The organism is Paracidobacterium acidisoli (genome assembly GCF_003428625.2).
Classification (GTDB): domain Bacteria; phylum Acidobacteriota; class Terriglobia; order Terriglobales; family Acidobacteriaceae; genus Paracidobacterium; species Paracidobacterium acidisoli.
On the sequence record NZ_QVQT02000004.1, the window covers coordinates 54,098 to 76,422 of the forward strand.

A 22,325-nucleotide genomic window follows, 5' to 3' on the forward strand; every position below is an offset into this window, starting at 1 on the left:
ATGTCAGAAGAAATCAAACCGGAATCCGTAACAGCCCCTGTGGCCAATGCGCCTCTTGCCACGATCGCCCGCATCGGCGAGCACGAAGGCCACTCCGTCACCCTGCGCGCCTGGCTCTACAATCTGCGCGAAAGCGGAAAGCTGCTCTTTCCCATCTTTCGCGACGGCAGTGGAACCATCCAGGGCATCGTCCCAAAGGCGGCCGTTACGCCCGAAATCTTCGAGCGCATCAAAACTCTCACACAGGAATCCTCTGTCATCGTCACCGGAAAAGTGCGTGCCGATAAACGTGCTCCTGGCGGTTACGAACTGGATGTTGAGAATGTCGAAGTCGTGCAGCGCGTGCCGGAAGACACTCCGTTCCCGATCTCTCTCAAGGAACACGGCACCGACTTCCTCATGGAGCACCGGCACCTCTGGATTCGTACCCCCCGCCAGTCGGCGATCCTGCGCATCCGCGCTGAAATCGTCAAAGCCGCCCGTGATTTTCTGGACGACAACGGTTTCATCCTCACCGATCCGCCGATTCTTACCCCGGCCGCCTGTGAAGGCACCAGCACGCTCTTCCCGGTCGAATACTTCGGCGACGAAGCCTTTCTCACCCAGAGCGGGCAGCTTTACATCGAGAGCACCGCGCTCGCCCTCGGCAAGGTCTACTCCTTCGGTCCCACCTTCCGCGCCGAAAAGTCAAAAACCCGCCGTCATCTCACCGAGTTCTGGATGGTCGAGCCCGAGTGGGCCTATGCCGGCCTCGACGACCTTATGGGTCTCGCGGAAAACTTCATCAGCTTCCTCGTCGATCGCGTTCTCACCCGACGCGCCGCCGACCTCAAAGTCATCGGCCGCGACACGGCAAAGCTCGAAACCATCAAAGCGCCCTTCCCGCGCCTGCGCTACGACGAAGCCGTCGCCATGCTGAATGACGCGCACGCCAAAGGTCTGCTCGAAAACCCCTTCGAGTACGGCAACGACTTCGGCTCGCCCGATGAAACATACATCTCGTCGCAGTTCGACCGTCCCATCATGGTGCACCGCTACCCCGCCGGGGTAAAGGCGTTCTACATGGAACCCGACCCCGACGACCCGAAATATGCCCTCTGTGTCGACGTGCTTGCTCCTGAGGGCTATGGCGAGATCATCGGCGGCTCGCAGCGCATCGCGTCATACGATCTGCTGAAGACGCGCATCGAAGAGCATAACCTGCCGCTCGACGCCTTCCAGTGGTACCTCGATCTGCGCCGTTACGGCTCCGTCCCTCACTCAGGATTCGGCATGGGCATCGAGCGCGCCGTCGCCTGGATCTGCGGACTCGAGCACGTGCGCGAAACCATTCCCTTCGCGCGCACTCTGAATCGCATCTACCCATAGGCTGCCCGGCGTTCCTCGAACTACAATCCAGTCAGCCATGGACATCTTTATCACCATGATGTGGGGCTTCTGTTTCGGGCTTTTCTTTGGTGTGGGCTGCGCTCTGGCTGTCATGTATTCCATCTATAACGGTGGATACCGGACCGCGGTCGCAGACTCTCTGCGCGAGCAGAAATCCGATCGCTACCGCCACTGGCTGCCCTGGGCCGAGAAAAAGCTCGAGAAAGAAGCTCTGGCAAAGCCCCCCGCAGAAGGAGTCAATCGATGAGCACGCAGCCCGTCAGTCTGGTTCCACCCTTTACCCGCGAAACCGCGATACAGAAAGTGCGCCGGGCCGAGGATGGATGGAACTCGCGCGATCCCGAAAAGGTCGCGCTCGCCTATACCGTCGACAGCCGCTGGCGCAACCGCGCTGAGTTCATCCACGGACGCAAAGAGATCGTGAAATTCCTGACCAGAAAATGGCAGCGCGAGCTCGACTATCGACTCATCAAGGAGCTGTGGGCCTTCGACGGAGTGCGCATCGCCGTGCGCTTCGCCTACGAGTGGCACGACGACTCCGGCAACTGGTATCGCTCGTATGGAAATGAGAACTGGGAGTTCGACCAGGAGGGCCTGATGCATCATCGCCACGCATCGATCAACGATCAGCCCATCAAAGAGTCGGATCGCAAATATCACTGGCCGCTGGGCCGGCGCCCGGACGATCACCCCGGTCTCTCCGATCTCGGCCTGTAGCGCCTTACACCGCAGCCCCGGCGCGGAATCTAAACATGTCTTCCGGGCCGGAGCGGCAGCGTGCGTTATTTGCGTGGCTTCGCCGACGGAGGCAGCATTCCGTTCAGGCGCAGATAGCCGGCCTGCTGCGAGTAGTGATCCTGCAGATCTCCCGTCAGCTCAAAGAGTGCCCGTGCCCGCGGCGCATGCGTTCCACGGAAAAACGTAATCGTGTCGCCCAGACTCGAGTCCTGCAGTCCGCCGAGCGCCTTGTCGCAGAAATCGAATGCGGCCTTCACCCCCGCCACGATCTGGTCCTTCGAGTCCGTATCGCTGACCTTCGCGCCATCCGGCACCGCAGTACCGGAAAGCATCGAACATACCGCATAGCTCGACATCGCAATGTGCGACGTCACCTTGCCGAAGCTCCACTGATCCGGCGTCGGATGATAGCTGTACTTGTCCGCCGGCATCTCCTCTGCGGCGGCAACGATAAGTTTCGACTGCCGCGCATAGATCTCGCGCGCGCTCGAAACAATAGGATTCGCGGTTGTTTGTGCGGAGAGCGCAAGCGGCGCAGCCAAACCAGCTATTGCCAGCCAGATCAGACGTTTCATCAGTGTGTCCTCGCGAAATGCTGTTTTACGTTGTTGTATTGCAGTTCCGGCCCGGGCTTTCGCCTGACCAGAACCATAAGATCTGCACCACCGCCTGTCAATCGCAGGCTCAATAACCACCGCCATCGTCGCCATGCGCCAGGTTTTCAAAACGAGTGCACCGCGAAAGGTACGCCAGATGCACCGATCCAGTCGGACCGTTGCGCTGCTTGGCGATAATGATCTCCGCCTTGTTTTCCGTGTCCGGATCGGGCGCGCCTGTCTCGTCGCGGTTGTAATACGCCTCGCGATGGATAAACGCCACCACGTCGGCGTCCTGCTCGATCGACCCCGACTCGCGCAGGTCAGAGAGCATCGGCTTCTTGTCTCCGCCGCGCTGCTCCGAGGCGCGCGAAAGCTGCGACAGCGCAATCACCGGTACATTCATCTCCTTCGCCAGCGCTTTCAGCCCGCGTGAGATCGCCGAAACCTCCTGCGTGCGGTTCTCGAAGCGCTTCGTCCCCGGCCCCCCCGCGCTGCCCGTCATCAGCTGCAGATAGTCAATGACAATCAGGTCCAGGCCGCCTACCGTCTGGCGCAGGCGGCGCGCCTTGGCTCGCATCTCGGTCAGAGAGATGCCCGGCGTGTCGTCGATATAAATGTGCGAATCCACCAGACGCTCCAGTGCATTCGTCAGCTTCTCCTGGTCTTCGCGCATCAGGAAGCCCTTCTGAATCTTCTGCGAATCCACCAGCGCCTCCGACGCCAGCATGCGTCGCAGCAGCGACTCCTTCGACATTTCGAGCGAAAAAACCGCGACAATCTTCTGCCCCTGCACCGCCGCATTCTGAGCGATATTGATCGCCCACGCCGTCTTGCCCATCGACGGACGCGCCGCAATGATAATCAGCTCGGAGTTCTGCAGACCGCTCGTCATCCGGTCGAATTCCGTAAAGTGCGTGGCCAGCCCCGTAACCTCGCGGCCTTCCTTATAGAGATTGTCGATCGTTCCGAACGAGCTGCTGACGATCTCCGGAACACTCGCAAAGCCCCGCGTGATGCCTCGCTCCGTCACCTCCAGCAGCGAGCTCTCGGCGGCATTCAGCACCTCGAGCGCCTCTTCGCTCTGATCGGCCGCGCGGGTAATCGCAGACGAGCAGATATTGATCAGCTGGCGAAGGAGCGATTTGTCCTTCACGATCCGGACATACTCCTCAATCGACAACCTTCGTGGCAGCCCCTCCGTCAGCGACGCCAGATACGCGACGCCGCCAATGGCCTCCACTTCCTTGCGCTTCGCCAACTCCTCACTCAGCGTGACAATATCTACCGCGCGCCCCGCGTCGATCAGCTCCGCCATGCGGGCAAAGACGCGCTGGTGGGCGCTCAGGGCAAAATCTTCTGAGCGAAGCTTCTCCGCGGCCTCGTTGTAGGCATGGTTGTCGAGCAGAATCGCCCCGAGAATCGAGCGCTCGGCGTCAATCGAGGCGGGCAGCCCGCGCTCAAATGCAATATCAGGAGTAGTGGCCATGGTTCCGATGAATGCTCCTGGTCAAGTGTAGGACGGTTCAGAGGTCCCCACCTGATTTTTCCGGTTGTTGAGAATCGGTCACGATATGTTGAAAAAGACAATTGCCAGACACCAGGACAGTGGCATCCATTTATCATGGAAACACCCCCGGCTTTGTTATGAGATTGATCCGTAGACCGCATTTCCTTACGCCTGCCTGGGCGCTCGCCGTCATCTTTTTCACCCTGTCGCTCCCGGCGCTCGCACAGCGCATCCAGGCAGCCGACGCAGGCTCCGCACAGCCGCCGGAAATCAAGGAGTTTCAGCAGCTTGAGGACCAGTGGAGCAACGCGGTGGTCAAAAACGACCAGTTCACCATGGACCTGCTGCTCTCGCCTCTCTATGTCGGCATCTCCTCCGGTGGCGACGTGACCACACGCAATCAGCAGATTTCACTGCTCTTCGACAAGGCCACTGAGCCGCAAAGTATGGAGCAGAAGGTCGCCAGCGTGCGCGAGTTCGGCGACACCGCCATCGTCAGCGGCACCTATATCGAGAAGCGCCGCGCCAATGGCTCCGTCCGCGAGGAGCGCGGCATCTTCACTCATGTCTACACGCGCTCGCACAATCGCTGGAGCTGCGTAAACTCCCAGCGCACTGCGGTCGTCCAGCAGGCCGATACCAAACCGAAGGTTGAGCGCAAAAGCAACGCCGAGCTGCCCTTTCACATTCCTCTGTTTCACAAAGGTGCCGAATCAACGCAGCCTGCTCCCGACCCCGGCAGCAATCCGGCGCCGCAGAATTAGCGCTGCCTCGCAGTATCATTTCAATTCGCCGATGCTTTTCCACTCCTGATGACGCACACACGTCCCGTATGGGCTGAGATTTCCCGGTACAGGCTCATCGCCAACTATCGCCTCCTGCGCGGCCTTGCCGGCGCGGAGACGGAGTTGCTCGCCGTCGTCAAGGCAAACGCCTACGGCCACGGAACCACAGCCTGCGCAAACCTGCTGGCCGCCGAAGGCGCCCGCTGGTTCGGCGTCACCTGCGTGGACGAAGGCACATCACTGCGGTCCTCTCTTCGCCAGCTTGCGGACTCTGACGCCCCTCACTCCAGCCGGATTCTAGTTATGTCCGGCATCTGGAAAGACGAGGCCGAAACCCTGATTCCGCACGGCCTGACCCCTGTGGCGTGGGAGCCCTGGCATCTCGAATGGCTGGAGTCTGTAACGCGCCGGCAGAACATTGCCCCCGAAGGCTTTCCCGTATATCTCGAAATCGACACAGGCATGTCCCGTCAGGGTGTCCGGCCTGAAAATCTCGATCATCTGCTGCGCCGGTTTACAGCCGGCTCTTCCCTGCGCCTCGAAGGCGTTATGACGCACTTCCACTCCCCCGAAGAGCTGGGCGCTTCCGCCACACAGGACCAGACCGGCAAATTTGTATCTGTTATTGATACCATTTATGAGCGCGGGCTGAAGCCGGAAATCCTGAGCGCGGGCAACTCCGCCACACTCCTCGCGCAAAAAGAAACTGACACCATTACAAATATCGCCCGCAGGTATGGCATGCAACTTCTCATTCGGCCCGGCCTTTCCCTGTACGGCTATGCTCCGCGTTTCACAGGAGCGGCCCAGCCCTCCGCCGCAGCCTCACTGCAGCCCGTGCTCGCGTGGAAGACTCGCATCGTGTCGATGCGCACCATCGTTGCCGGCGAAAGTGCCGGATACAACGCCACCTTTCGCGCCAGCCGTCCCACGCATCTGGCTCTGCTGCCAGTCGGCTATGCCGACGGACTTAACCGCCTCCTCTCGAACAAGGGCGGCGTCCTCATCCGTGGAAAACGTGCGCCGATCGCGGGGCGCATCTCGATGGACCAGACCGTGATCGACGTCACGGAGATACCCGGTGCCGAAATCGGCGACGAGGCAGTGCTCATCGGCCAGCAGGGCGGTGAGACCATTACCGCATACGACCTCGCGGATCTCGCCGGAACCATCCCTTACGAAACCCTCTGCGGCATCAGCGCGCGGGTGCCGCGGGTGATGGTGGATTAACGCGACCGCAGGCTGAGCTCGCCGGCAAAATCGGAGCGGCAGCCGTCGATTAGCATAAAGAGAGATATGTTTCAGAAGCTCTACGCACACTGGATGTACCGATGGGAGACGGCGCTGACCACACGCGACGAAAACCGTGTCGTGCGTCCCGTGGAGTGGGGCTTCGACTGGCTGCAGGACTTCATCGATCGCTCCGGCTTCAGCAGAAAGGTATTTGAAGCCGAACAGAATCCGGCAAAATCCGAAGAAACTATGCTGGCGCTGAATGATGCCATCATCGCCGATAGCGAAGCCTTTTTCGGCTACACGTCTCCTTCGGATTTCCACCTCGAAGAGCGCCACCCGCAGTTATTTCCTACCAATGTTCGCCCCGAAACGCTGGCACAGGACGCGCGTCTGAAGCAGCAGGCCGTCCTCGGCAAATTGAAGACTGCGCCCTTTCTCCGCTTCACCTCGCCCGTGCGAACGCCGTATCCGGAGAACGATCTCGTCAACGCCCGCTGGTATCCTGCATCGCATCGTGAAGCGGCACGAGACAAACCGAAGCAGGCCATTATCGTCATGCCTCAGTGGAACGCCGACGCCTTCAGCCACAACGCGCTCTGTTCGCTCTTCAACCGCTTCGGCATCTCCGCCCTGCGTCTCAGCAAGCCGTATCACGACATTCGCAGACCCGCTGAGCTCGAACGCTCTGATTATGCAGTCAGCTCGAACCTCGGCCGCACCATCTCCGCCTGCCGCCAGGCGGTCGTCGATATCCGCTGTTGCCTCGACTGGCTTGAATCGCAGGGGTATGAGCAGTTCGGCATTCTCGGAACCAGCCTCGGCTCCTGTTATGCCTTCATCGCCAGCGCCTTCGACGCGCGGCTGCAGGTCAATGCGTTTAACCATGCCTCCACAGCCTTCGGCGATGTCGTGTGGACAGGCCAGAGCACGCGCCACATTCGCGCCGCTTTTGAGCAGGCCGGCATGAAGCAGCAGCAGCTCTTCCGCCTGTGGAGCGCCATCAGTCCCGTCTCCTATATGCGGCGCTTCGCCCAGCATCCCAAAAAGGTTCTGGTCGTGCACGCAACCTATGACCTCACCTTTATCCACGAATATTCCGAAGAAGTGCTGCGCAGCTTCTCCGAGCTCGGCATCGACTACGTCTCGAAGGTACTGCCCTGCGGCCACTACACCACCGGCGAAACCCCCTTCAAATTCATCGACGGCTGGTATCTCGGCTCTTTTGTCTATTCAGCCTTCCGGTCCCTCGCCGAGAATCCCCTCGCTCCGGTAAAACCGGCCGGTCTGGAGCTCGCCGCGCACTGAGGCAATCGCCGCTGCCTTAGGCAGACAACAGCATCGGTCCGCAAAAAGCTTCAGTTTTTCCCGATGCCTGAGAAGGCCGGCTGCAGCTTTTCCGGGACCAGAAACAGCATTTTGCAGAAATACTTTGTCACATCATCGTCCGACAGATCGTGATAGCCGGGCTTGTCCGTAAGGCGGTCGTGGGTGAAGGCGAAGATTCGATATTTCCATGCCGCACACAGGTTTTGCAGAGCCTGGGACCATTCGCATTCCGTAAGAATAAGAGGTTGGAATCTGGCAACGGTTGCATGCATTCCCTGCAGTGCTTCAAGATCGTGCCCTTCAATGTCGGTTTTGATGAGCCCGACATTTATTTCGGGATGATTCTCGACGAAGCTGTCTACGGTCGTAATGCGAACTTTGGTGACCGCTCCGCCCACATTATTCAGGCTGCCCACCGTCGAGCCTACTCCACTGAAAAAGTCCGCCTCGCCGTCATGGGAGGAGACCGCCATCTCCACAATCTGGATATTGCTCGACAGAGCGGCGTTTTGGCGGAGAGCGGTGAGATTACACGCTCCTGGCTCGAAAGCATACACCTGCCGCACGCGGGGAGCGCAGTAAGTGGCATAGTATCCGAAGTGTGAACCAATATCGAGAAAGTCACGGGAGGGCTCGGCAAATTGCACAAAGACGGCCTCAGAGCCCCAGTCTATGTTCCCATTGGTTACATAGACTTCTGTGGCACAGCCACTGTGTCGCGGCAAACGGATACGCATCCCGGTAGGAAGGCGCAGCGTGCTGTCCTGCCTTAATATCCGTTTGCGAAACTGCAGCATGCTGTATCTGACTGCCCACTGAACCGGGCCGACCTGTCGGATGAAAGACAGATTGAGCATACGTTCCTTTCGGAAAATCGTTATCGACTCGCTGCGTGCTGGCTTCAGGAATTTTCCTGCATGCCTTCCACGGCTCTGCAGGGCATACAGGATGAAAACTGCCTCTGCATCCCCGGCTGCACCATACTGCAGAAGCAGTACAGGAACAGGATTGCAGGACAAACTGGAATCTTGGATGTCAGAATAGCACAGCTGGCCCGGAGATTTATTGAACGGCATCGGTCGAATGAATGCTCCGCGTAATGCCGTCATCATCTGGTGTTGTCTTCCCGGTCCAGCCTCTGTAAAACAGTCCAGTGTGTTTTCCGGCGCATGCGCCGTTGTGGAAAAGCTCGCGCTGCATCCCTGCCTCTGAAAGGATCTGCATGCCTCTGCCCAACCGTATCCGTCCTATTCGCCTGTTCGTCGTCCTGCTCACCGGCGTTCTTACCGCAGCGGCATCCGCGCAGACCACAGAGCATCCGAAGTACCCGAATTATCCGAGCGAGACTCCCGCAAACTTCCAGCCTCCCGCCGACGGATTCAACTACACGCGCCGCGACGTCATGATCCCCATGCGCGACGGTGTGAAGCTGCACACCGTCATCCTGATTCCGAATGGCGCAAAGGACGAGCCCATTCTGCTCACGCGCACGCCGTATGATGCAACCGCGCTCACCAGCTACGGTCCCAGCTCGCATCTCGCCTCCAGTCTCGACGGTTACGACAACGCAACCGACATCATCGTCGACGACGGCTACATCCGCGTCGTGCAGGATATTCGCGGCAAATATGGCTCCGAGGGCGACTACATCATGAATCGCCCCATCCATGGCCCGCAGAACCCGACGCCGGTCGACGAATCGACCGACACCTACGACACCATCGACTGGCTTGTTAAAAATATCCCGGAAAGCAACGGAAAGGTCGGCATCCTCGGCATTTCCTATGACGGCTTTCTGCCGCTCATGGCGCTGATCAACCCGCATCCGGCGCTGAAGGTCGCCGTCCCCATGAACCCCATGGTCGACGGCTGGATGGGCGACGACTGGTTCCACAACGGTGCCTTCCGCGAGCAGAACATGCCCTACATCTACGAGCAGGATGGCACCCGCTCCAACACAAAGCTGTGGTGGACCAGCGACTACGACGACTACGACATGTTCATGAAAGCCGGATCAGCCGGCGAGCTCGGTAAAGAGCGTGGCCTCGATCAGCTCGGCTTCTGGCGAAAGATCATCGAGCACCCGAGCTACGACGCCTTCTGGAGCGACCAGGCCGTCGACAAGGTCCTCGCGAATGAGCCGCTGAAGGTGCCCACCCTCCTCGTCGACAGCCTCTGGGACCAGGAAGATATCTACGGCGCCATGGCCGTCTACAAAGCGATCAAGCCAAAAGACACGCAGAACGACATGGTTTATCTCGCCATCGGACCGTGGCATCACGGACAGGAGATCGAGGACGCCAGCAGCCTCGGCCCCATTCGCTTCGGCAGCGATACCGGACTCTTCTTCCGGCAGCACATTCTGCGTCCGTTTCTCGCCCACTATCTGAAAAATAATGTGCCTCAGTCGCAGCTTTCGCCCGTGTGGGCCTTTGAAACCGGCCGCAATCACTGGGAAAAGCTGCCCGCATGGCCCGAAGGCTGCGCAAAAAACTGCCCCGTGCAACCCACGCCGCTCTATCTTGAGCCTGGTCTGAAGGCCGGCTTCACCGAACCAGCCGCCGGCGCTGCGCAGTACGACGAGTACATCTCCGATCCCTCAAAGCCCGTGCCCTTTCGTGCGCGGCCCATCCAGCCCATCGGCTACACCGGCCGGCTCACCTGGGCACGGTGGCTCGTCGACGACCAGCGCGAGGCCTCCGGAAGACCCGACGTGCTCACCTACGAGTCCGAAGTGCTGACTGAGCCCATAAAGATCAGCGGGCAGCCCGTGGCGCATCTCATCGCCTCCACCACCGGCACCGACTCCGACTGGGTCGTGAAACTGATCGATGTCTACCCCGACGAAGTCGCCGGTGAGCCCGAGCTCGGTGGATATCAGCTTATGATCTCGGCCGATATCTTCCGCGGCCGCTACCGCGAGAGCTTCGCAAAGCCCGAAGCCATCACGCCCAACGACCCGCTCGAATACAAATTCGAGATCCCCACCGCGAACCACGTCTTTCTTCCCGGACACCGCATCATGGTGCAGGTACAGTCCAGCTGGTTCCCCCTCTACGACCGCAACCCGCAGACCTTCGTCCCGAATATCTTCCTTGCAAAGCCGCAGGATTATCAGAGGGCCACGCAGCGCGTCTGGCACACCCCCGGGCACGAGAGCCTTATCGAGCTGCCGGTGGTTAAGGCAGAGTGAGGGGATCGCAGAGACAGCTTTACGAGTGGGGGAGGTTTGGAGTACCGGATCTCAAAGCAGGGGCCCGGGTATCCGTCAGATTTTCCGGCAGTCAAACAGAGCTCGGCCGAAGATTATGCGTGTCAGCGTCTACTTCCACTCCCAGACCTTGCTGGTTGTGTTGCCGGACGCGTCTACTTCGTATTCGAACGCCCCGCAGGCGCCGCTGAGTCGGGCAAACTGCGGTGAAGCGGTCCGGAAATACAGCATGCCGCGATAACTAACCGCTCCCCCGGGGCCGAATCTGCCGGAACCCGATCCCGTCCAGCTCAGCATCTGGCCATCCTGTGTCATGTTCATACCCTGGCCTTCGCCATAAATGGACCCATCCGGCTGGATCACCGATGTATAGGTGCCCATACCGGTTGTGGCAATGCCAAGGATGCTGCCCGTATCTTCAAACGACACCTCTGCCGTAGGTGGATCGATGGAAAGGACCCGTCTTACAATTCTCCTGCCTTTGGATTCGCTGATCTGTTCTCCCAGCATGAATGAACCTCCTCTTTCGCCCTTCTTTGATACCTCATTTCCAGGGTGGCAAATTGTACACCCGCTGTGACATACCCTAATGGCGTAGTCGCGAAGAACGGCGATCGCGGAAGAGCTCCGCAGAGGTTTGTGCCGAAGATCTTCCCGGCAAACCAGGAGAATGCCCCAAAAGGCCACACAGTAACGCGTGTGGCACACTCCGGGCGCATGAGATTTATCGAGCTCCCGTAGTCAGGGCCGAACAGGCAGACGTATTCGTGCCCGCGCTTAACTCGCCCGCAGCAGCATGCAAGTAATATCATCGTGCTGCGGTGTATTCCCCACAAAGCGGTCGAGATCGAGCATCACGCTCTGCAGCAGCATCGCCGGTGTCAGCATCGTGCCCGAGTGCAGCATCATCAGGAAGCGCTGCTCGCCATACTCCTGCTGCGCGCTGTTCTCCGCTTCCACCACGCCGTCGGTAAAGGCCACCAGCCAGTCGCCGGGCTGCATGGTTACTTCGCCGGCCTCATAAGCCGCATCGCTCATAATGCCGAGCGGCACTCCGCCTGTCCCCAGCCGCTCGATCAGACCTGACTGGCGCCGAACGATCGGATCGTTGTGTCCCGCATTGATGTACACCAGCCGCCGCGTCGCCGGATCGAACTCCGCGATAAAGGCCGTCGTAAACCGCCGCCCGTTCTGACTGTTGCTGCACGCGTACTGATTCATCCGGCTCACCAGCTCCGTCAGCGACCCCGGTGTCGCGCTCAGCGTCTTCAGGCTGGCCTGAAAGGTCGCCATCAGCATCGCCGCCGGAACGCTCTTTCCCGCCACATCCGCAATCGCAATCAGAAACGTGCCGCCCCCGGGCGAAGAGCACGGACGCGCGAACACATCGTAGTAATCTCCGGCGACCGTATTCGCCGGCCGTGTGGTGAAGGCGATCTCCAGCCCCGGAATCTCCGGCGGGTTCGCCGGAAGCAGCCATGCCTGAATCTCCTTCGCAATCTGCAGATCGCGCTTCATCACCACACGGTCGCCCACTTCCAGAATCAGCAGAGCAAACAGCAGCAGGCCGCCGTAGAAATGAAAATCCAGCCCGAAGACCTTTGCCGTCCCCGCCCGCGTCGTCCACTCCCACTCGCCGCCCGGAAGAATCACCAGTGCCAGCGCCACCAGCAGCAGCACCCGGCGCGCCGGCGACAGCTTCTCTACAATTGCCCAGAAATACTGCGCCACCACATGGAAGAAATGCTTCGTCTGCGGCATCCCCGCCGCCCGCGTGGAGTCCACTTCTTTGGAGTAGAGCCGGTAGCTCGACTGGGCATCGGTTCGAAACTGGGACCACAGCTCGCTGAGCTGCATCCCCTCGGTTACGCGCTGCCAGACAGACTGGGCGCGTTCCGCGAAACCGTATTTCTTCATTCCCGGCGTAACCTGAGCCATGCTGTTCCCGGGCACAGTGACCCGCAGCCATTCTAATATCCGCCGCCGCGGCCACAGATCTCCCGGCCCCTGCCCGGTCAACGCGCTACAATTTTCCTATGTCCGACCGCATGTCGCAGCCGCTTGCCCAGTCCGATCCCGAGATCGCCGCCGCCATCGAACACGAAGTCCTTCGCCAGCACGAAGGTCTTGAGATGATCGCCTCGGAGAACTTCGTCAGCCAGGCAGTGCTTGAGGCCGCAGGTTCCGTCTTCACCAATAAATATGCTGAAGGCTATCCCGGCCGCCGCTACTATGGCGGATGCGAGTTCGCCGATGTCGTCGAAAACCTCGCCCGTGACCGCGCAAAGCAGCTCTTCGGCGCCGAACATGCGAACGTGCAGCCCCACTCCGGCTCCCAGGCCAACGCCTCCGCATACATGGCCGTGCTGCAGCCCGGCGACACCATCCTCGGCCTCGATCTGGCCCACGGCGGCCACCTCACCCACGGACATAAGCTGAATTTCTCCGGCAAGCTCTTCCGCGTCGTCTCCTACGGCGTCCGCAAAGATACCGAAGTCATCGACTACGATGAGCTCGAACAGACTGCCCTGCGCGAGAAGCCGAAGGTCATCATCGGCGGCGGCAGCGCTTATCCGCGCCACTTCGATTTCCCACGCATGCGTGCCATCGCCGACAAAGCCGGCGCACTGCTCATCGTCGATATGGCGCACTTTGCCGGCCTGGTCGCAGGCGGCGTACACCCTTCGCCCGTGCCCCACGCGCACATCTCCACCACCACCACGCACAAAACGCTCCGCGGACCCCGCGCCGGTCTCATCCTCTCCAAACAGGAGTTCGCCGCAGCCATCGACAAGAGCGTCTTCCCCGGCCAGCAGGGCGGACCGCTCGTGCATATCGTCGCCGCCAAGGCCGCGGCCTTCCGCGAAGCCCTGCAGCCCGACTTCCGCGTCTATGCGGCGCAGATCGTCGCCAATGCGAAGGCGCTCGCCGAAACGCTGGCCTCCGAAGGCTATCGCGTCATCTCCGGCGGCACCGACACCCACCTTATGCTGATCGATGTCTTTGCAAAGGGTATTCTCGGCAGCGAGGCCGAAGCGGCACTCGGCGAGGCGGGCATTACAGTGAACAAAAATGCCATTCCTTTCGATACGAATCCGCCGCTCAAGCCCTCCGGCATTCGCATCGGTACTCCCGCGCTCACCACGCGCGGCATGAAGGAAGCCGAGATGCGTGTCATTGGACGCTGGATCACCGAAGCCCTCGACCGCCGGAACGACCCGCAGACGCTGACGAAGATTCGTGGACAGGTGCTGGAGCTGGCCGAGCAGTTCCCGCTCTACGGATGGCTGCGCCATCCGGCTCCCGTCGCCGGCTGAGCCTTCACCATCGTTTCCGGAGTCATCGCTCTTATCGCGCAGCGCCGGTAATGGAAAGTCAAAGAGACTTCCCGCTGCCGGCGCTGTTCTGCATTGCCCAAACACTAACTTCCGCCTATTCTGGCAACGGCGGAGAACAGTTCATCCAGGTTTTGGAGAGGGTGCGGTGGGGCGCGCAATCTTTATCAGTTATCGCAGAGATGACACCGAAGGCGAGGCGGGACGGCTCTTTGACGATCTCGTCCGTACCTTCGGCGACGATTCGGTATTCATGGATGTCGCGGGCATCAACCCCGGCATCGATTTTCGCAAAGCAATCGACGATGGTGTCGCCGCCTGCGGCGTCCTGCTCGCCATGATCGGTCCGACCTGGGCCACCATCACCGGCAGCACCGGACAGTGCCGCCTCGACGATCCCAACGACTTCGTCCGGCTTGAGATCGCCTCGGCGCTCGCGCGCAACATCGCCGTTATTCCCGTACTCGTACATGACGCGAAGATGCCGCACCCTGACCAGCTTCCCGACAACCTGAAGGATCTGGCCTACCGCAACAGCGTTGAGATCACCCACGCCCGCTGGAACTCCGATGTCCAGTTGCTCACAAAGGCCCTCGCGCCTTACGTGAGCGCGTCAGGCTACACCAACACCGAGCCCGTCCACGCCACCGTCCCGGTGCAGCTTCCGCCGCCGCACGTGCGCGCACAGCAAGCTGCTCCGGCCAAAAGCTCAAAGCTGCCCATGCTCGCGGGAGTCGGCATCATCGTCGCGGTTCTGATCGCCGCCGGCATCTTCTACGTGACCTCACATCACTCACCCGCAGCAAGCCCTGCCGCTGCGTCTGCAGCGCAGACCACTCCCGCTGTTCCTGTCACGGACGCTTCCTCCACCCCGTCAGCTCAGCCGGCAGCCGCCGATCCGCTTGCAGGCACCTGGACCAACCCCAGCTCGAAGATCCGCGAGAACATGCCTCGTCAGCTCGAGATCTCCGGAACGGGCAGCCAGTTGTCTTTCCATATGTGGGGAGCCTGCTCGAGCTGTGACTGGGGCTCACAGCCCGCCAGCTCAAATGGGCAGAGTGACAGCCAGACCTGGACCGCCACCTTTAACTTCCCGCAACCTCTCGCCGACGATCCGCCGGGCCGCGTCACGACCGTCACCGTCACTCCCGCTGGCAATGTGCTGCATCTTTTGGTCGCAAGCACCTTCCCCGATCACCGCCACATACAGGGCAAGTGGACCCTGGTCCGCGCTCAGTGAGCCCGAGAGCGCCCGTTCACGCGGTCGCGCTCGTCTCTTCCACCTTGACCTGCTGCTGCTGCACCGATGTCCACTGTGCGTGCTCCTGCGATACCGTCGACTCCACACGCTCGGCCAGCATCGCCCGCGGATCAGCAGCGCTGGCATACGGACCGGCCTTTGCCAGATAGAGATACTTCTCATGCTTCAGCATCTCGCAGGTCGAGCGATAGCTCGTCCAGTTCTGCTGATACTGGTTCAGGTGCAGAACGCCCTCAAAAATAGTGATCACCACGCCAAGTCCGCCCGTAATCAGAGCGACATGCGGAATCTTCAGCGGCGAAAGAAACGGAATCATCGCCGCGGCGAAGATTTCGATCAGCTTCATGCGCCGGAAGATGCGCTGGGCGGAGCGGCTCCTGCGGTCATACCAATCGATCTGATCTTCAAGGCGCGCATAGATCGGATCGTTGTTCTCTGAGACAGCCTCTGTGGCTTGCGGCATCGGCAGAACGTCCTCAAAACACTGCATGAACAATATAGCGGTTCACGCACCTGTCGGAACGATGAAAGGGGGCTTCATCCCTGGCAAATGCGGGAAGGAATCCCCCGGCGAGAGTGCACTCTCAGTCGCCGGATTCACACACAGAGCGGCGGAGGCTCGCGCACGAAACGCCGCAATCAATTTTTTTTTGAGCGATGCCGCTACTGCACAGTCTGTGCCTGTGGAGCTCCCGTCGCGGGTCGCGGAGCAGCGGGCTTCTTCGGCTGCTGTTCTTTCTTGCCTGGAGCAAGAATGGCATGCAGCGTCGTGCCTTCCATGCGCGGCATAAACTCGACGATACCGTTTTCGCCTACATCCTGAATCAGCCGGTTGATGATCGCATAGCCCAGCTCGCGGTGCGCCATCTGGCGGCCCTTGAAGCGCAGCGAAGCCTTCACCTTGTCGCCGTCCTGCAGAAAGCGCACAGCCTGGTTCTTCTTGGTCTGGTAGTCGTGCTCATCCACCGTGACCGAGAACTTCACTTCCTTCAGAATGATGACCTTTTGCTTCTTGCGCGCCGCGCGCTCGCTCTTGTCCTTTTCGTACAGGAACTTGCCGTAGTCCTGAATGCGGCACACCGGCGGAACGGCATTAGGCGAGATTTCGACGAGATCAAGGCTGCGCTCACGTGCAATCTTCAGCGCTTCAAACGGCGGCATGATGCCGAGCTGCTCCCCGCTGTCGTCGATGACGCGCACTTCCCGTGCGCGAATTCTTTCATTGGTACGAATAAACTGCTTGGCCGAACGCTTATCGATGGGTTTCCTCCGGAAAATCGTGGCACTGCCACGTAGCTACTCAGTATAGCAACAGCCATACCTTTTATTGGATGCGAAAGCAGTTTTACTGGACGCACGGAGCCGCGGCGGCGGCCTCAGACAGCTGAGGTCCGATTCTCACACACAGTGGTTGCAGGGCCATGAAGAGGCCTTTCCAGGGCGTCAGGACACCGGTACAGCCTCCGCAACACCCCGCAGGCCGGCCTCGGTTACGGCCGTAACTTCCACATGGATCAGCGCATTGGCTGCCATCTCGTCATCGAGCATGACCTTCAGAAAATTATCCGTCAGCGCAGGGGTGCCGTCACGCCCTTCATCCGGCTGCAGCGTAACAGCCGACAGCCGCTGCCCGGCGAAGCCCTTCCGGAAGGTCAGGGACTTCCTTTCCATCAGGCCGCGCAGTGCCGCCATGCGCTCTTTTACCGCCATTGCCGGAACCGGTTTCTCCCGGTGCAGCTCCCACGCCAGCGTACCCGGCCGGGCTGAAAATGGAAACAGGTGCAGATAGGTAAATGGCTGCGCCTCGATAAAACGGTAGCTCTCCGCAAAGAGCTCATCCGTCTCTCCAGGAAAGCCCACCATCACATCGGCGCCGATCGCAGCCTGCGGCATGATCTCGCGAATCTGCGCCAGCCGCTCCGCGTAATGCCAGGGCCGGTACCGCCGATGCATCCGCCGCAGAATTGCATCCGAGCCCGACTGAAGCGGCAGGTGCGCATGACGCGCCAGGCGCGGATGCTCCCCTGCCGCGTACTCGCGAAAGAGCTCCAGCAGACCGGCCGTCCAGTCCATCGGCTCGACCGAGCTCAGCCGCAGACGCGGCAGGCCGCACTGCTCCAGAAGCGCGGCAACCAGATCCTCAAAGCGGTGCGGCGGCTGCAGATCGCGACCCCACCGCCCAAGGTTGATTCCGGAGAGCACCAGCTCCCTGCCGCCTGCCTTCACAAACCGTCGCGTGTCTTCGACACACTGCTCGAGACCAACCGACCGGCCTGGCCCTCGCGTCGTCGGAATAATGCAGAAGGAGCAACGGTTATCGCAGCCGTCCTGCGCCTTCAGATTCGGCCGCGTCTGCCGTGCATCGGCGGCAAAGGGCAGCGCCGCAAGCTCCGAATGCGCAAACGATTCGTCTACCTGAATCGCCGCTGTCAGGCGCTGCAGCGGCACAAACCCCGCCATATCAGCGTTGGAGAGCAGCCCCAGCGCCGTCTCAGCAACAAAAGCCTTGTGACTGTTCCCGACAACGGCATCCACCCCTGCCAGTGCCGCCACCTCTGCAGCAGATCGCTGTGCATAACAGCCCGTCACCACCACGCGCGCAGCCGGATTTTCCCGCCGGATACGGCGCAGAAATGCGCGGGCCGAACGGTCCGCCTCCTCTGTCACGCTGCAGGTATTCAGGATAAAAACATCGGCGCCCGCCATATTGGCTGCAGGCTCCAAACCGCGAAGCCTCAGCGTGGCAGCAATCGCCTCTCCATCGGAGCGGCTGGCCCGGCAGCCGAAGTTTTCAACGTGATATTCTGCCACGTTATCCAGTCTAGCAACCGGCCCCGGGCAAACCGGTTCGGGGTCAGGTAATTCTCCTGCAGAAGTGATTCGCTTATCGGCAGCGAGGCGCAGCATCAGGATGGAAGAAAGAGAGCTTTGCATCTATGGAACGGCGAATTCTTTTAGTGGACGATGAACTGGCAATCCTGCTGACCCTCAAGGCGGTCCTCGAAATCAGCGGCTTTGAGGTGGAGACCGCCGCATCGGCACGTGAGGCAAAGTCCAAAATCAAATCCGGCAATTACCACATGGTTATCACCGACATGAGGATGGAAAGCGAAAACGCCGGCCTCGAAGTCGTCCGCGCCGCCCGGAAGGCCATCTACCGTCCTGCCGTTGCCATGCTTACCGCCTTCCCCCTCAGCGACTCGGAGTGGCGCGACGAAGGCGCCGATGAAATGCTCGTCAAGCCCATGAACACCGAGCATCTGCTTCGCCAGATCGAAGCGCTCCTCGTCATGCACGAAGACAAAAAACGGCTCGATCAGCAGAAAAAGCTGGAAACGCTGGTCGCCGCCGCTCCCGCAAAAGCCACCCCCAGAAAGCCGGCAGCACGCAAGGCCCACGGCTGAGAAAAACCGACTCAAAATTCGATCCCGCGAAACACTCTGACGAATGGAATCGTCCGGACATAATCGGATCGTCCCCTGTTTCTATCGGTAAATTTCTAACGATAAAAAAGGCGCCGCATTCTGCTTCTTTTCCGAAAAGTTCGGTAAAGAACTTTTCGGGTCTGCCCTTTGCTCTTCTGGTTCGCTGCGAAACGCAGCAGGTATGTTTTCTGGATTGAACTCTGTCGCGTTTTTCCTCAAATATGCGACAGTGGAGGCAGCACAGGCCGTCGCCAGGAATCTCACCGTCAGCACGACAGGAGATTCCACATCATGCCATCTTCTCCCGCAGAGAGCACGATCGGCAGCCTCAGAGACATCACGGCAATCGAACCCTGCTCCTGTTTACAGGGCAGTTTCACCGCTCCTATGGCATCTCTCCAGCGGTTTTATAAATTCGCGGTCCTGGCGCTCCTCTGCTGTCTGCCACAGGCCCATGCGAAGCCCGGGGTCCTGCATGGATCGCGCGTGCCCTCCGTAGCGGAGCTCTGCAGTCAAAGCCACGCCGCGCTTCTGGCCGGCAAAATGATTCTGCCCGCCCTCTGGCACGACCTCCTGGCCCGCTCCGTTCCTGGCCGTCATGCAGCAGGCTCGCCGGTCGCCGCGTTTTATGCCGCGACGGCGGCTCCGCACCTGGCGCTTCTGCTCTCTGTCCTGGTCGCAGCCCTGGCGGCGCTCGTCGGCGTGATTGCTCTGTATATCGGGCGTTCTCTGCAGTTCAAAACCAGGCAGCACACGCTTGAGGAGGTTCTCCGCGACCGCACTCGTGAGCTTGAACTCTCTCGCGAGGCCTTCCGCATCCGTAATTTGCACGACGACCTCACCGGCCTTCTGAACCGCAACGGTATTCTCAAGGTTCTCGATCGCGAAATTGCCCGCGCCGCCCGCAATGGTGACGCGCTGACCATCGTCCTCATCGACATCGACAATTTCAGCGCGATTAACGATCTCTATGGATACATCAGCGGTGATGCGGCGCTCTTTCAGTTCGCCGCCATCCTGCGTAACGCCGTACGCGACTATGACCAGGTGGGACGCTGCGGCAATGGCGAGTTTCTGGCCGTCCTCCCCGGTCTCACCCCGTGTGCTGCCCAGGACCGCCTGCCTGGACTGCATAACAGCATCTCCAATGTCACGATTGCCACCGAGGCCGGCACCTTTACTCTGACCTGCAGTTGTGGTGCTGCGGCTGCCTTCCTTACCGGCACGCCTCCCACTGCCGAGCTTTTACTCGGATACGCCGAACAGGCGCTCGAAGCCGCGGAAAGACGCGGTTCTGATCAATATGCGGTTCGTTTGCCGGAGATGGGGGCCCTGCCTCAGAAAAACGGCAACACCCGGGCCGGCGCTCATTAATCCGCGCCAACCCTTAATTGACTGGTATCGATGACATCCTGCGTGGCAGGACGTTTCAGCTCGCCTGTGCCTGCAGCGAAACAGCCGCAACCGGAGTCCGCTTCTCCTGAAAACATTGTCGGCAAAGCACGGGACGCCCCTGCGTAGGCTTGAAGGGAACCGTGGTCTCCATCCCGCACTGTGAACAGACGGTGCGCGTCTCCGAGCGGACCACATTGCCGCCCGATGCGCGCTTTGCCTTGCACTGCTTGCAGCGTTTCGGATCGTTCCGGAACTGTTTATCGTGGAAGAAAAGCTGTTCTCCGGCCGTGAAAACAAAATCATTCCCACAGTCAACGCACTTCAGAACTTTGTCGACGAATTCCATCCGTGTCCCTGGCCTTTGCCCTGGATGAGAATCCCATCCCGGGCGTCTGACCGCACCGCTCCCACACCTGCGACGGCACGGCAAATCCCGCTCTCAATGCGCCGGTCGGTGGTGAGTAAGGGGACAACACGGCGGCCTGCTTTGCTGCGGCGATTCCGATGAACGTTGCACAGGCGCGACAGGCATTGCCAGTCGTGCTTGCTACCCGATTTGCGAAAGGGCCCTTGCGGCTTTCGCGGCCTGCTCATCGGCTACATTCGGCTTTCGGCGCTCATTCTTCTCGCGAAAATCAGCCCGCGCCGCCGTTGTGATCGACTGAAACGAATACCTGCCGTGAAAAACCACACTGCCGCATCCGTTTGCGATGCGGCTCTCTTGCTGCTCTTCGGTGGTTTTACCGAAGTGCCTGTCCAGGGAAACCAGGCATTGCCGAAACCGCTCCATTGCGGAATCCGAATCGGCCGGTCTGCCGACTTGCATGTGAGGACGGAGCAGCTGAAAAATTAGTTTCAACGACATCACACGACTTTTGCATTGAAGCCAAAGAATACCCGGTGAAAGCATTGCCGGCATGCAATCGCTGCAAAAGGAAAAGCCGCCTCTCAGGGAGGCGGCTTTTCACCATCAGCAATCTTCTGACTGCCTTTAAGTTATTTTAATCCTGCTCTTTGCGAGCCTTTTTACGATTCCGCTTACGCGCCAGCGCTTCCTTCACGCGACGCTTTTCGCCTGGCTTCAGGTAGAAGGAGTGACGCTTGACTTCCTTGATAATGTCCTCGGTCTGCACTTTGCGCTTAAAACGGCGCAGGGCATTTTCAAGCGGCTCGCCTTCCTGTACACGAACCTCTGCCAAAACAAACACCTCCAGACGGCCCTAAAGGGGCCTGAACAGTATATCGCTAAAAGGCGGGTAGCTGGAAACCGGGCAGCCAGGAGGCAGATAGCCGATAAAGCGGATAACGGAGTTTTCAGGGTCCAATGTCGCCGGGACTCAACACCAGATTGGTGGATCAGGTGAAGGGAGCGGGCAGCCGTTTTCGCCCGTTATTGGGTTCCAGGCTATCGGGACTTCAGCTGCTCGCTTTATCAGCTATCCGGTCCCAGCCACCCGCCCTTTAGTTTTTTCACCGCTTCTCCGGCTTACCCGTCGCGTCGTGCATACGGCTGGCCTCGAAGCTCACGATCTTCCACTTGCCGAAGCGCCGGTTGTAGACCCGCGTATAGCGGTATTCTCCGCTGATGTCGCTGGCGCCGTTGCTGCCGGTCAGGTCCGCCCGCGAGGTCACCACCGCCGTGTCGCTGTACACGCGGACGTGCATATCATTGATGTTCAGCGCCGTAATCCGCACCGTGCCGGCCCGGCGCTGTGCCAGCACCTGAGCCTTGGTCTCGATCGTCCCGTTCGAAGTGATGCCGATATAGTCATCGGCCAGCAGGCCGTCCATCACTTTGACATTGTTATCGACAATCGCCTGCCGCCACTCCTGCTCCAGCGCTTCGATCTCCTTGTGGATGGCATGATTCTCCCGCCGGGGCAGCGCGCCGGCGGCATGCACGAAGATGAGCATAAAAATGACAAGAAGAGTGTAACCACTCAGACGGTGAGCCGTTTCCCGAGGTTGTTGGCGGCGCATGTGCGTATCGGATGGTAGATCGCATCCGAGCGGCGAGTCAAAGAGAAAGCCCCGGAGAGCTTGATTCCGCTTCAAATGGCCCATTCCGTGTCCTGAGACGCTCAGATATGAGATGCAGGTGCTGCGCCGCGCGAAGAA

24 protein-coding genes are annotated in these 22,325 nt (G+C 60.0%); 11 read left to right on the forward strand and 13 right to left on the reverse strand.

Annotation, left to right across the window (positions count from 1 at the left end):
- The 3 genes from asnS to D0Y96_RS11295 are packed head-to-tail and all read left to right on the forward strand — an operon-like array spanning position 1 to position 2,106.
- A complete protein-coding gene (gene asnS / locus D0Y96_RS11285; RefSeq protein ID WP_117299936.1) occupies positions 1 to 1,368 on the forward strand; it encodes an asparagine--tRNA ligase in 1,368 nt (455 codons plus the stop codon).
- Between the two features lie 37 nt (positions 1,369 to 1,405).
- On the forward strand, positions 1,406 to 1,636 hold the full coding sequence (locus tag D0Y96_RS11290; RefSeq protein WP_117299938.1) for a hypothetical protein: 231 nt from the start codon (positions 1,406 to 1,408) through the stop codon (positions 1,634 to 1,636).
- Positions 1,633 to 2,106 carry a nuclear transport factor 2 family protein gene (locus tag D0Y96_RS11295; RefSeq protein WP_117299941.1) on the forward strand — a complete coding sequence of 158 codons (474 nt, stop codon included), beginning with the start codon at positions 1,633 to 1,635 and terminating at the stop codon, positions 2,104 to 2,106. The genes D0Y96_RS11290 and D0Y96_RS11295 overlap by 4 nt, the downstream gene beginning before the upstream one ends.
- A 65-nt stretch (positions 2,107 to 2,171) precedes the next feature.
- Here D0Y96_RS11295 and D0Y96_RS11300 read toward each other — a convergent pair whose 3' ends face one another.
- Together D0Y96_RS11300 and dnaB are read right to left on the reverse strand one after the other, a co-directional pair.
- The gene (locus tag D0Y96_RS11300; RefSeq protein ID WP_158562356.1) at positions 2,172 to 2,702 is read right to left on the reverse strand and encodes a DinB family protein; all 531 of its coding nucleotides are present in this window, start codon (positions 2,700 to 2,702) and stop codon (positions 2,172 to 2,174) included.
- Positions 2,703 to 2,811: 109 nt separating this feature from the next.
- On the reverse strand, positions 2,812 to 4,212 hold the full coding sequence (gene dnaB / locus D0Y96_RS11305; RefSeq protein WP_117299945.1) for a replicative DNA helicase: 1,401 nt from the start codon (positions 4,210 to 4,212) through the stop codon (positions 2,812 to 2,814).
- A gap of 158 nt (positions 4,213 to 4,370) precedes the next feature.
- Here dnaB and D0Y96_RS11310 point away from each other — a divergent pair, with 158 nt between their 5' ends.
- The 3 genes from D0Y96_RS11310 (at position 4,371) to D0Y96_RS11320 (ending at position 7,559) form a co-directional block, all read left to right on the forward strand.
- Positions 4,371 to 4,997: a nuclear transport factor 2 family protein gene (locus tag D0Y96_RS11310; protein WP_147325030.1), complete on the forward strand. Its 627-nt coding sequence runs from the start codon at positions 4,371 to 4,373 to the stop codon at positions 4,995 to 4,997.
- Between the two features lie 48 nt (positions 4,998 to 5,045).
- Positions 5,046 to 6,248, forward strand: a complete 1,203-nt coding sequence (gene alr, locus D0Y96_RS11315) for an alanine racemase (protein WP_117299949.1) — start codon at positions 5,046 to 5,048, stop codon at positions 6,246 to 6,248.
- Positions 6,249 to 6,314: 66 nt separating this feature from the next.
- Positions 6,315 to 7,559 carry an alpha/beta hydrolase family protein gene (locus D0Y96_RS11320; RefSeq protein WP_117299951.1) on the forward strand — a complete coding sequence of 415 codons (1,245 nt, stop codon included), beginning with the start codon at positions 6,315 to 6,317 and terminating at the stop codon, positions 7,557 to 7,559.
- Positions 7,560 to 7,609: 50 nt separating this feature from the next.
- Here the strand turns inward: D0Y96_RS11320 and D0Y96_RS11325 are convergent, their stop codons facing one another.
- A complete protein-coding gene (locus tag D0Y96_RS11325) occupies positions 7,610 to 8,692 on the reverse strand; it encodes an FkbM family methyltransferase (protein ID WP_117299953.1) in 1,083 nt (360 codons plus the stop codon).
- Positions 8,693 to 8,802: 110 nt separating this feature from the next.
- Here D0Y96_RS11325 and D0Y96_RS11330 point away from each other — a divergent pair, with 110 nt between their 5' ends.
- Positions 8,803 to 10,773, forward strand: coding sequence for a CocE/NonD family hydrolase (locus D0Y96_RS11330; RefSeq protein WP_117299955.1), 1,971 nt, complete (start codon positions 8,803 to 8,805; stop codon positions 10,771 to 10,773).
- A 129-nt stretch (positions 10,774 to 10,902) separates the two neighbouring features.
- Here the strand turns inward: D0Y96_RS11330 and D0Y96_RS11335 are convergent, their stop codons facing one another.
- The gene (locus D0Y96_RS11335) at positions 10,903 to 11,301 is read right to left on the reverse strand and encodes a hypothetical protein (protein WP_117299957.1); all 399 of its coding nucleotides are present in this window, start codon (positions 11,299 to 11,301) and stop codon (positions 10,903 to 10,905) included.
- Between the two features lie 267 nt (positions 11,302 to 11,568).
- Positions 11,569 to 12,729 carry a PP2C family protein-serine/threonine phosphatase gene (locus tag D0Y96_RS11340; RefSeq protein ID WP_117299959.1) on the reverse strand — a complete coding sequence of 387 codons (1,161 nt, stop codon included), beginning with the start codon at positions 12,727 to 12,729 and terminating at the stop codon, positions 11,569 to 11,571.
- A gap of 98 nt (positions 12,730 to 12,827) precedes the next feature.
- Here D0Y96_RS11340 and glyA point away from each other — a divergent pair, with 98 nt between their 5' ends.
- A complete protein-coding gene (gene glyA, locus D0Y96_RS11345; protein ID WP_117299960.1) occupies positions 12,828 to 14,108 on the forward strand; it encodes a serine hydroxymethyltransferase in 1,281 nt (426 codons plus the stop codon).
- A gap of 166 nt (positions 14,109 to 14,274) precedes the next feature.
- Positions 14,275 to 15,366, forward strand: coding sequence for a toll/interleukin-1 receptor domain-containing protein (locus D0Y96_RS11350; protein ID WP_117299963.1), 1,092 nt, complete (start codon positions 14,275 to 14,277; stop codon positions 15,364 to 15,366).
- A 16-nt stretch (positions 15,367 to 15,382) separates the two neighbouring features.
- Here D0Y96_RS11350 and D0Y96_RS11355 read toward each other — a convergent pair whose 3' ends face one another.
- The 3 genes from D0Y96_RS11355 to D0Y96_RS11365 all read right to left on the reverse strand — a co-directional run bounded on the left by D0Y96_RS11355 (position 15,383) and on the right by D0Y96_RS11365 (position 18,198).
- Positions 15,383 to 15,850 carry a DUF4231 domain-containing protein gene (locus tag D0Y96_RS11355; protein WP_117299965.1) on the reverse strand — a complete coding sequence of 156 codons (468 nt, stop codon included), beginning with the start codon at positions 15,848 to 15,850 and terminating at the stop codon, positions 15,383 to 15,385.
- A gap of 200 nt (positions 15,851 to 16,050) precedes the next feature.
- The gene (gene infC, locus D0Y96_RS11360; protein WP_199480303.1) at positions 16,051 to 16,665 is read right to left on the reverse strand and encodes a translation initiation factor IF-3; all 615 of its coding nucleotides are present in this window, start codon (positions 16,663 to 16,665) and stop codon (positions 16,051 to 16,053) included.
- Positions 16,666 to 16,830: 165 nt separating this feature from the next.
- Positions 16,831 to 18,198, reverse strand: coding sequence for a MiaB/RimO family radical SAM methylthiotransferase (locus tag D0Y96_RS11365; RefSeq protein WP_199480252.1), 1,368 nt, complete (start codon positions 18,196 to 18,198; stop codon positions 16,831 to 16,833).
- 125 nt (positions 18,199 to 18,323) lie between these two features.
- On the opposite strand from D0Y96_RS11365, the gene D0Y96_RS11370 reads away from it, so the two are divergent.
- Positions 18,324 to 18,791, forward strand: a complete 468-nt coding sequence (locus tag D0Y96_RS11370; RefSeq protein ID WP_117299969.1) for a response regulator — start codon at positions 18,324 to 18,326, stop codon at positions 18,789 to 18,791.
- 81 nt (positions 18,792 to 18,872) lie between these two features.
- Here D0Y96_RS11370 and D0Y96_RS11375 read toward each other — a convergent pair whose 3' ends face one another.
- A complete protein-coding gene (locus D0Y96_RS11375; RefSeq protein WP_147325031.1) occupies positions 18,873 to 19,100 on the reverse strand; it encodes a hypothetical protein in 228 nt (75 codons plus the stop codon).
- A gap of 99 nt (positions 19,101 to 19,199) precedes the next feature.
- On the opposite strand from D0Y96_RS11375, the gene D0Y96_RS11380 reads away from it, so the two are divergent.
- On the forward strand, positions 19,200 to 20,186 hold the full coding sequence (locus D0Y96_RS11380) for a GGDEF domain-containing protein (RefSeq protein ID WP_158562357.1): 987 nt from the start codon (positions 19,200 to 19,202) through the stop codon (positions 20,184 to 20,186).
- 55 nt (positions 20,187 to 20,241) lie between these two features.
- On the opposite strand, the gene D0Y96_RS11385 is transcribed toward D0Y96_RS11380, so the two are convergent.
- From D0Y96_RS11385 to D0Y96_RS11400, 4 genes are all read right to left on the reverse strand, one after another.
- Complete coding sequence (locus D0Y96_RS11385; protein ID WP_117299973.1) at positions 20,242 to 20,553, reverse strand: zinc-ribbon domain containing protein; 312 nt, start codon at positions 20,551 to 20,553, stop codon at positions 20,242 to 20,244.
- A gap of 201 nt (positions 20,554 to 20,754) precedes the next feature.
- Positions 20,755 to 21,126 carry a hypothetical protein gene (locus tag D0Y96_RS11390; protein ID WP_147325032.1) on the reverse strand — a complete coding sequence of 124 codons (372 nt, stop codon included), beginning with the start codon at positions 21,124 to 21,126 and terminating at the stop codon, positions 20,755 to 20,757.
- An 82-nt stretch (positions 21,127 to 21,208) separates the two neighbouring features.
- Positions 21,209 to 21,406 carry a 30S ribosomal protein S21 gene (gene rpsU / locus D0Y96_RS11395; RefSeq protein ID WP_117299977.1) on the reverse strand — a complete coding sequence of 66 codons (198 nt, stop codon included), beginning with the start codon at positions 21,404 to 21,406 and terminating at the stop codon, positions 21,209 to 21,211.
- A gap of 271 nt (positions 21,407 to 21,677) precedes the next feature.
- The gene (locus tag D0Y96_RS11400; protein ID WP_158562358.1) at positions 21,678 to 22,121 is read right to left on the reverse strand and encodes a nuclear transport factor 2 family protein; all 444 of its coding nucleotides are present in this window, start codon (positions 22,119 to 22,121) and stop codon (positions 21,678 to 21,680) included.
- Between the last annotated feature and the right edge of the window lie 204 nt (positions 22,122 to 22,325).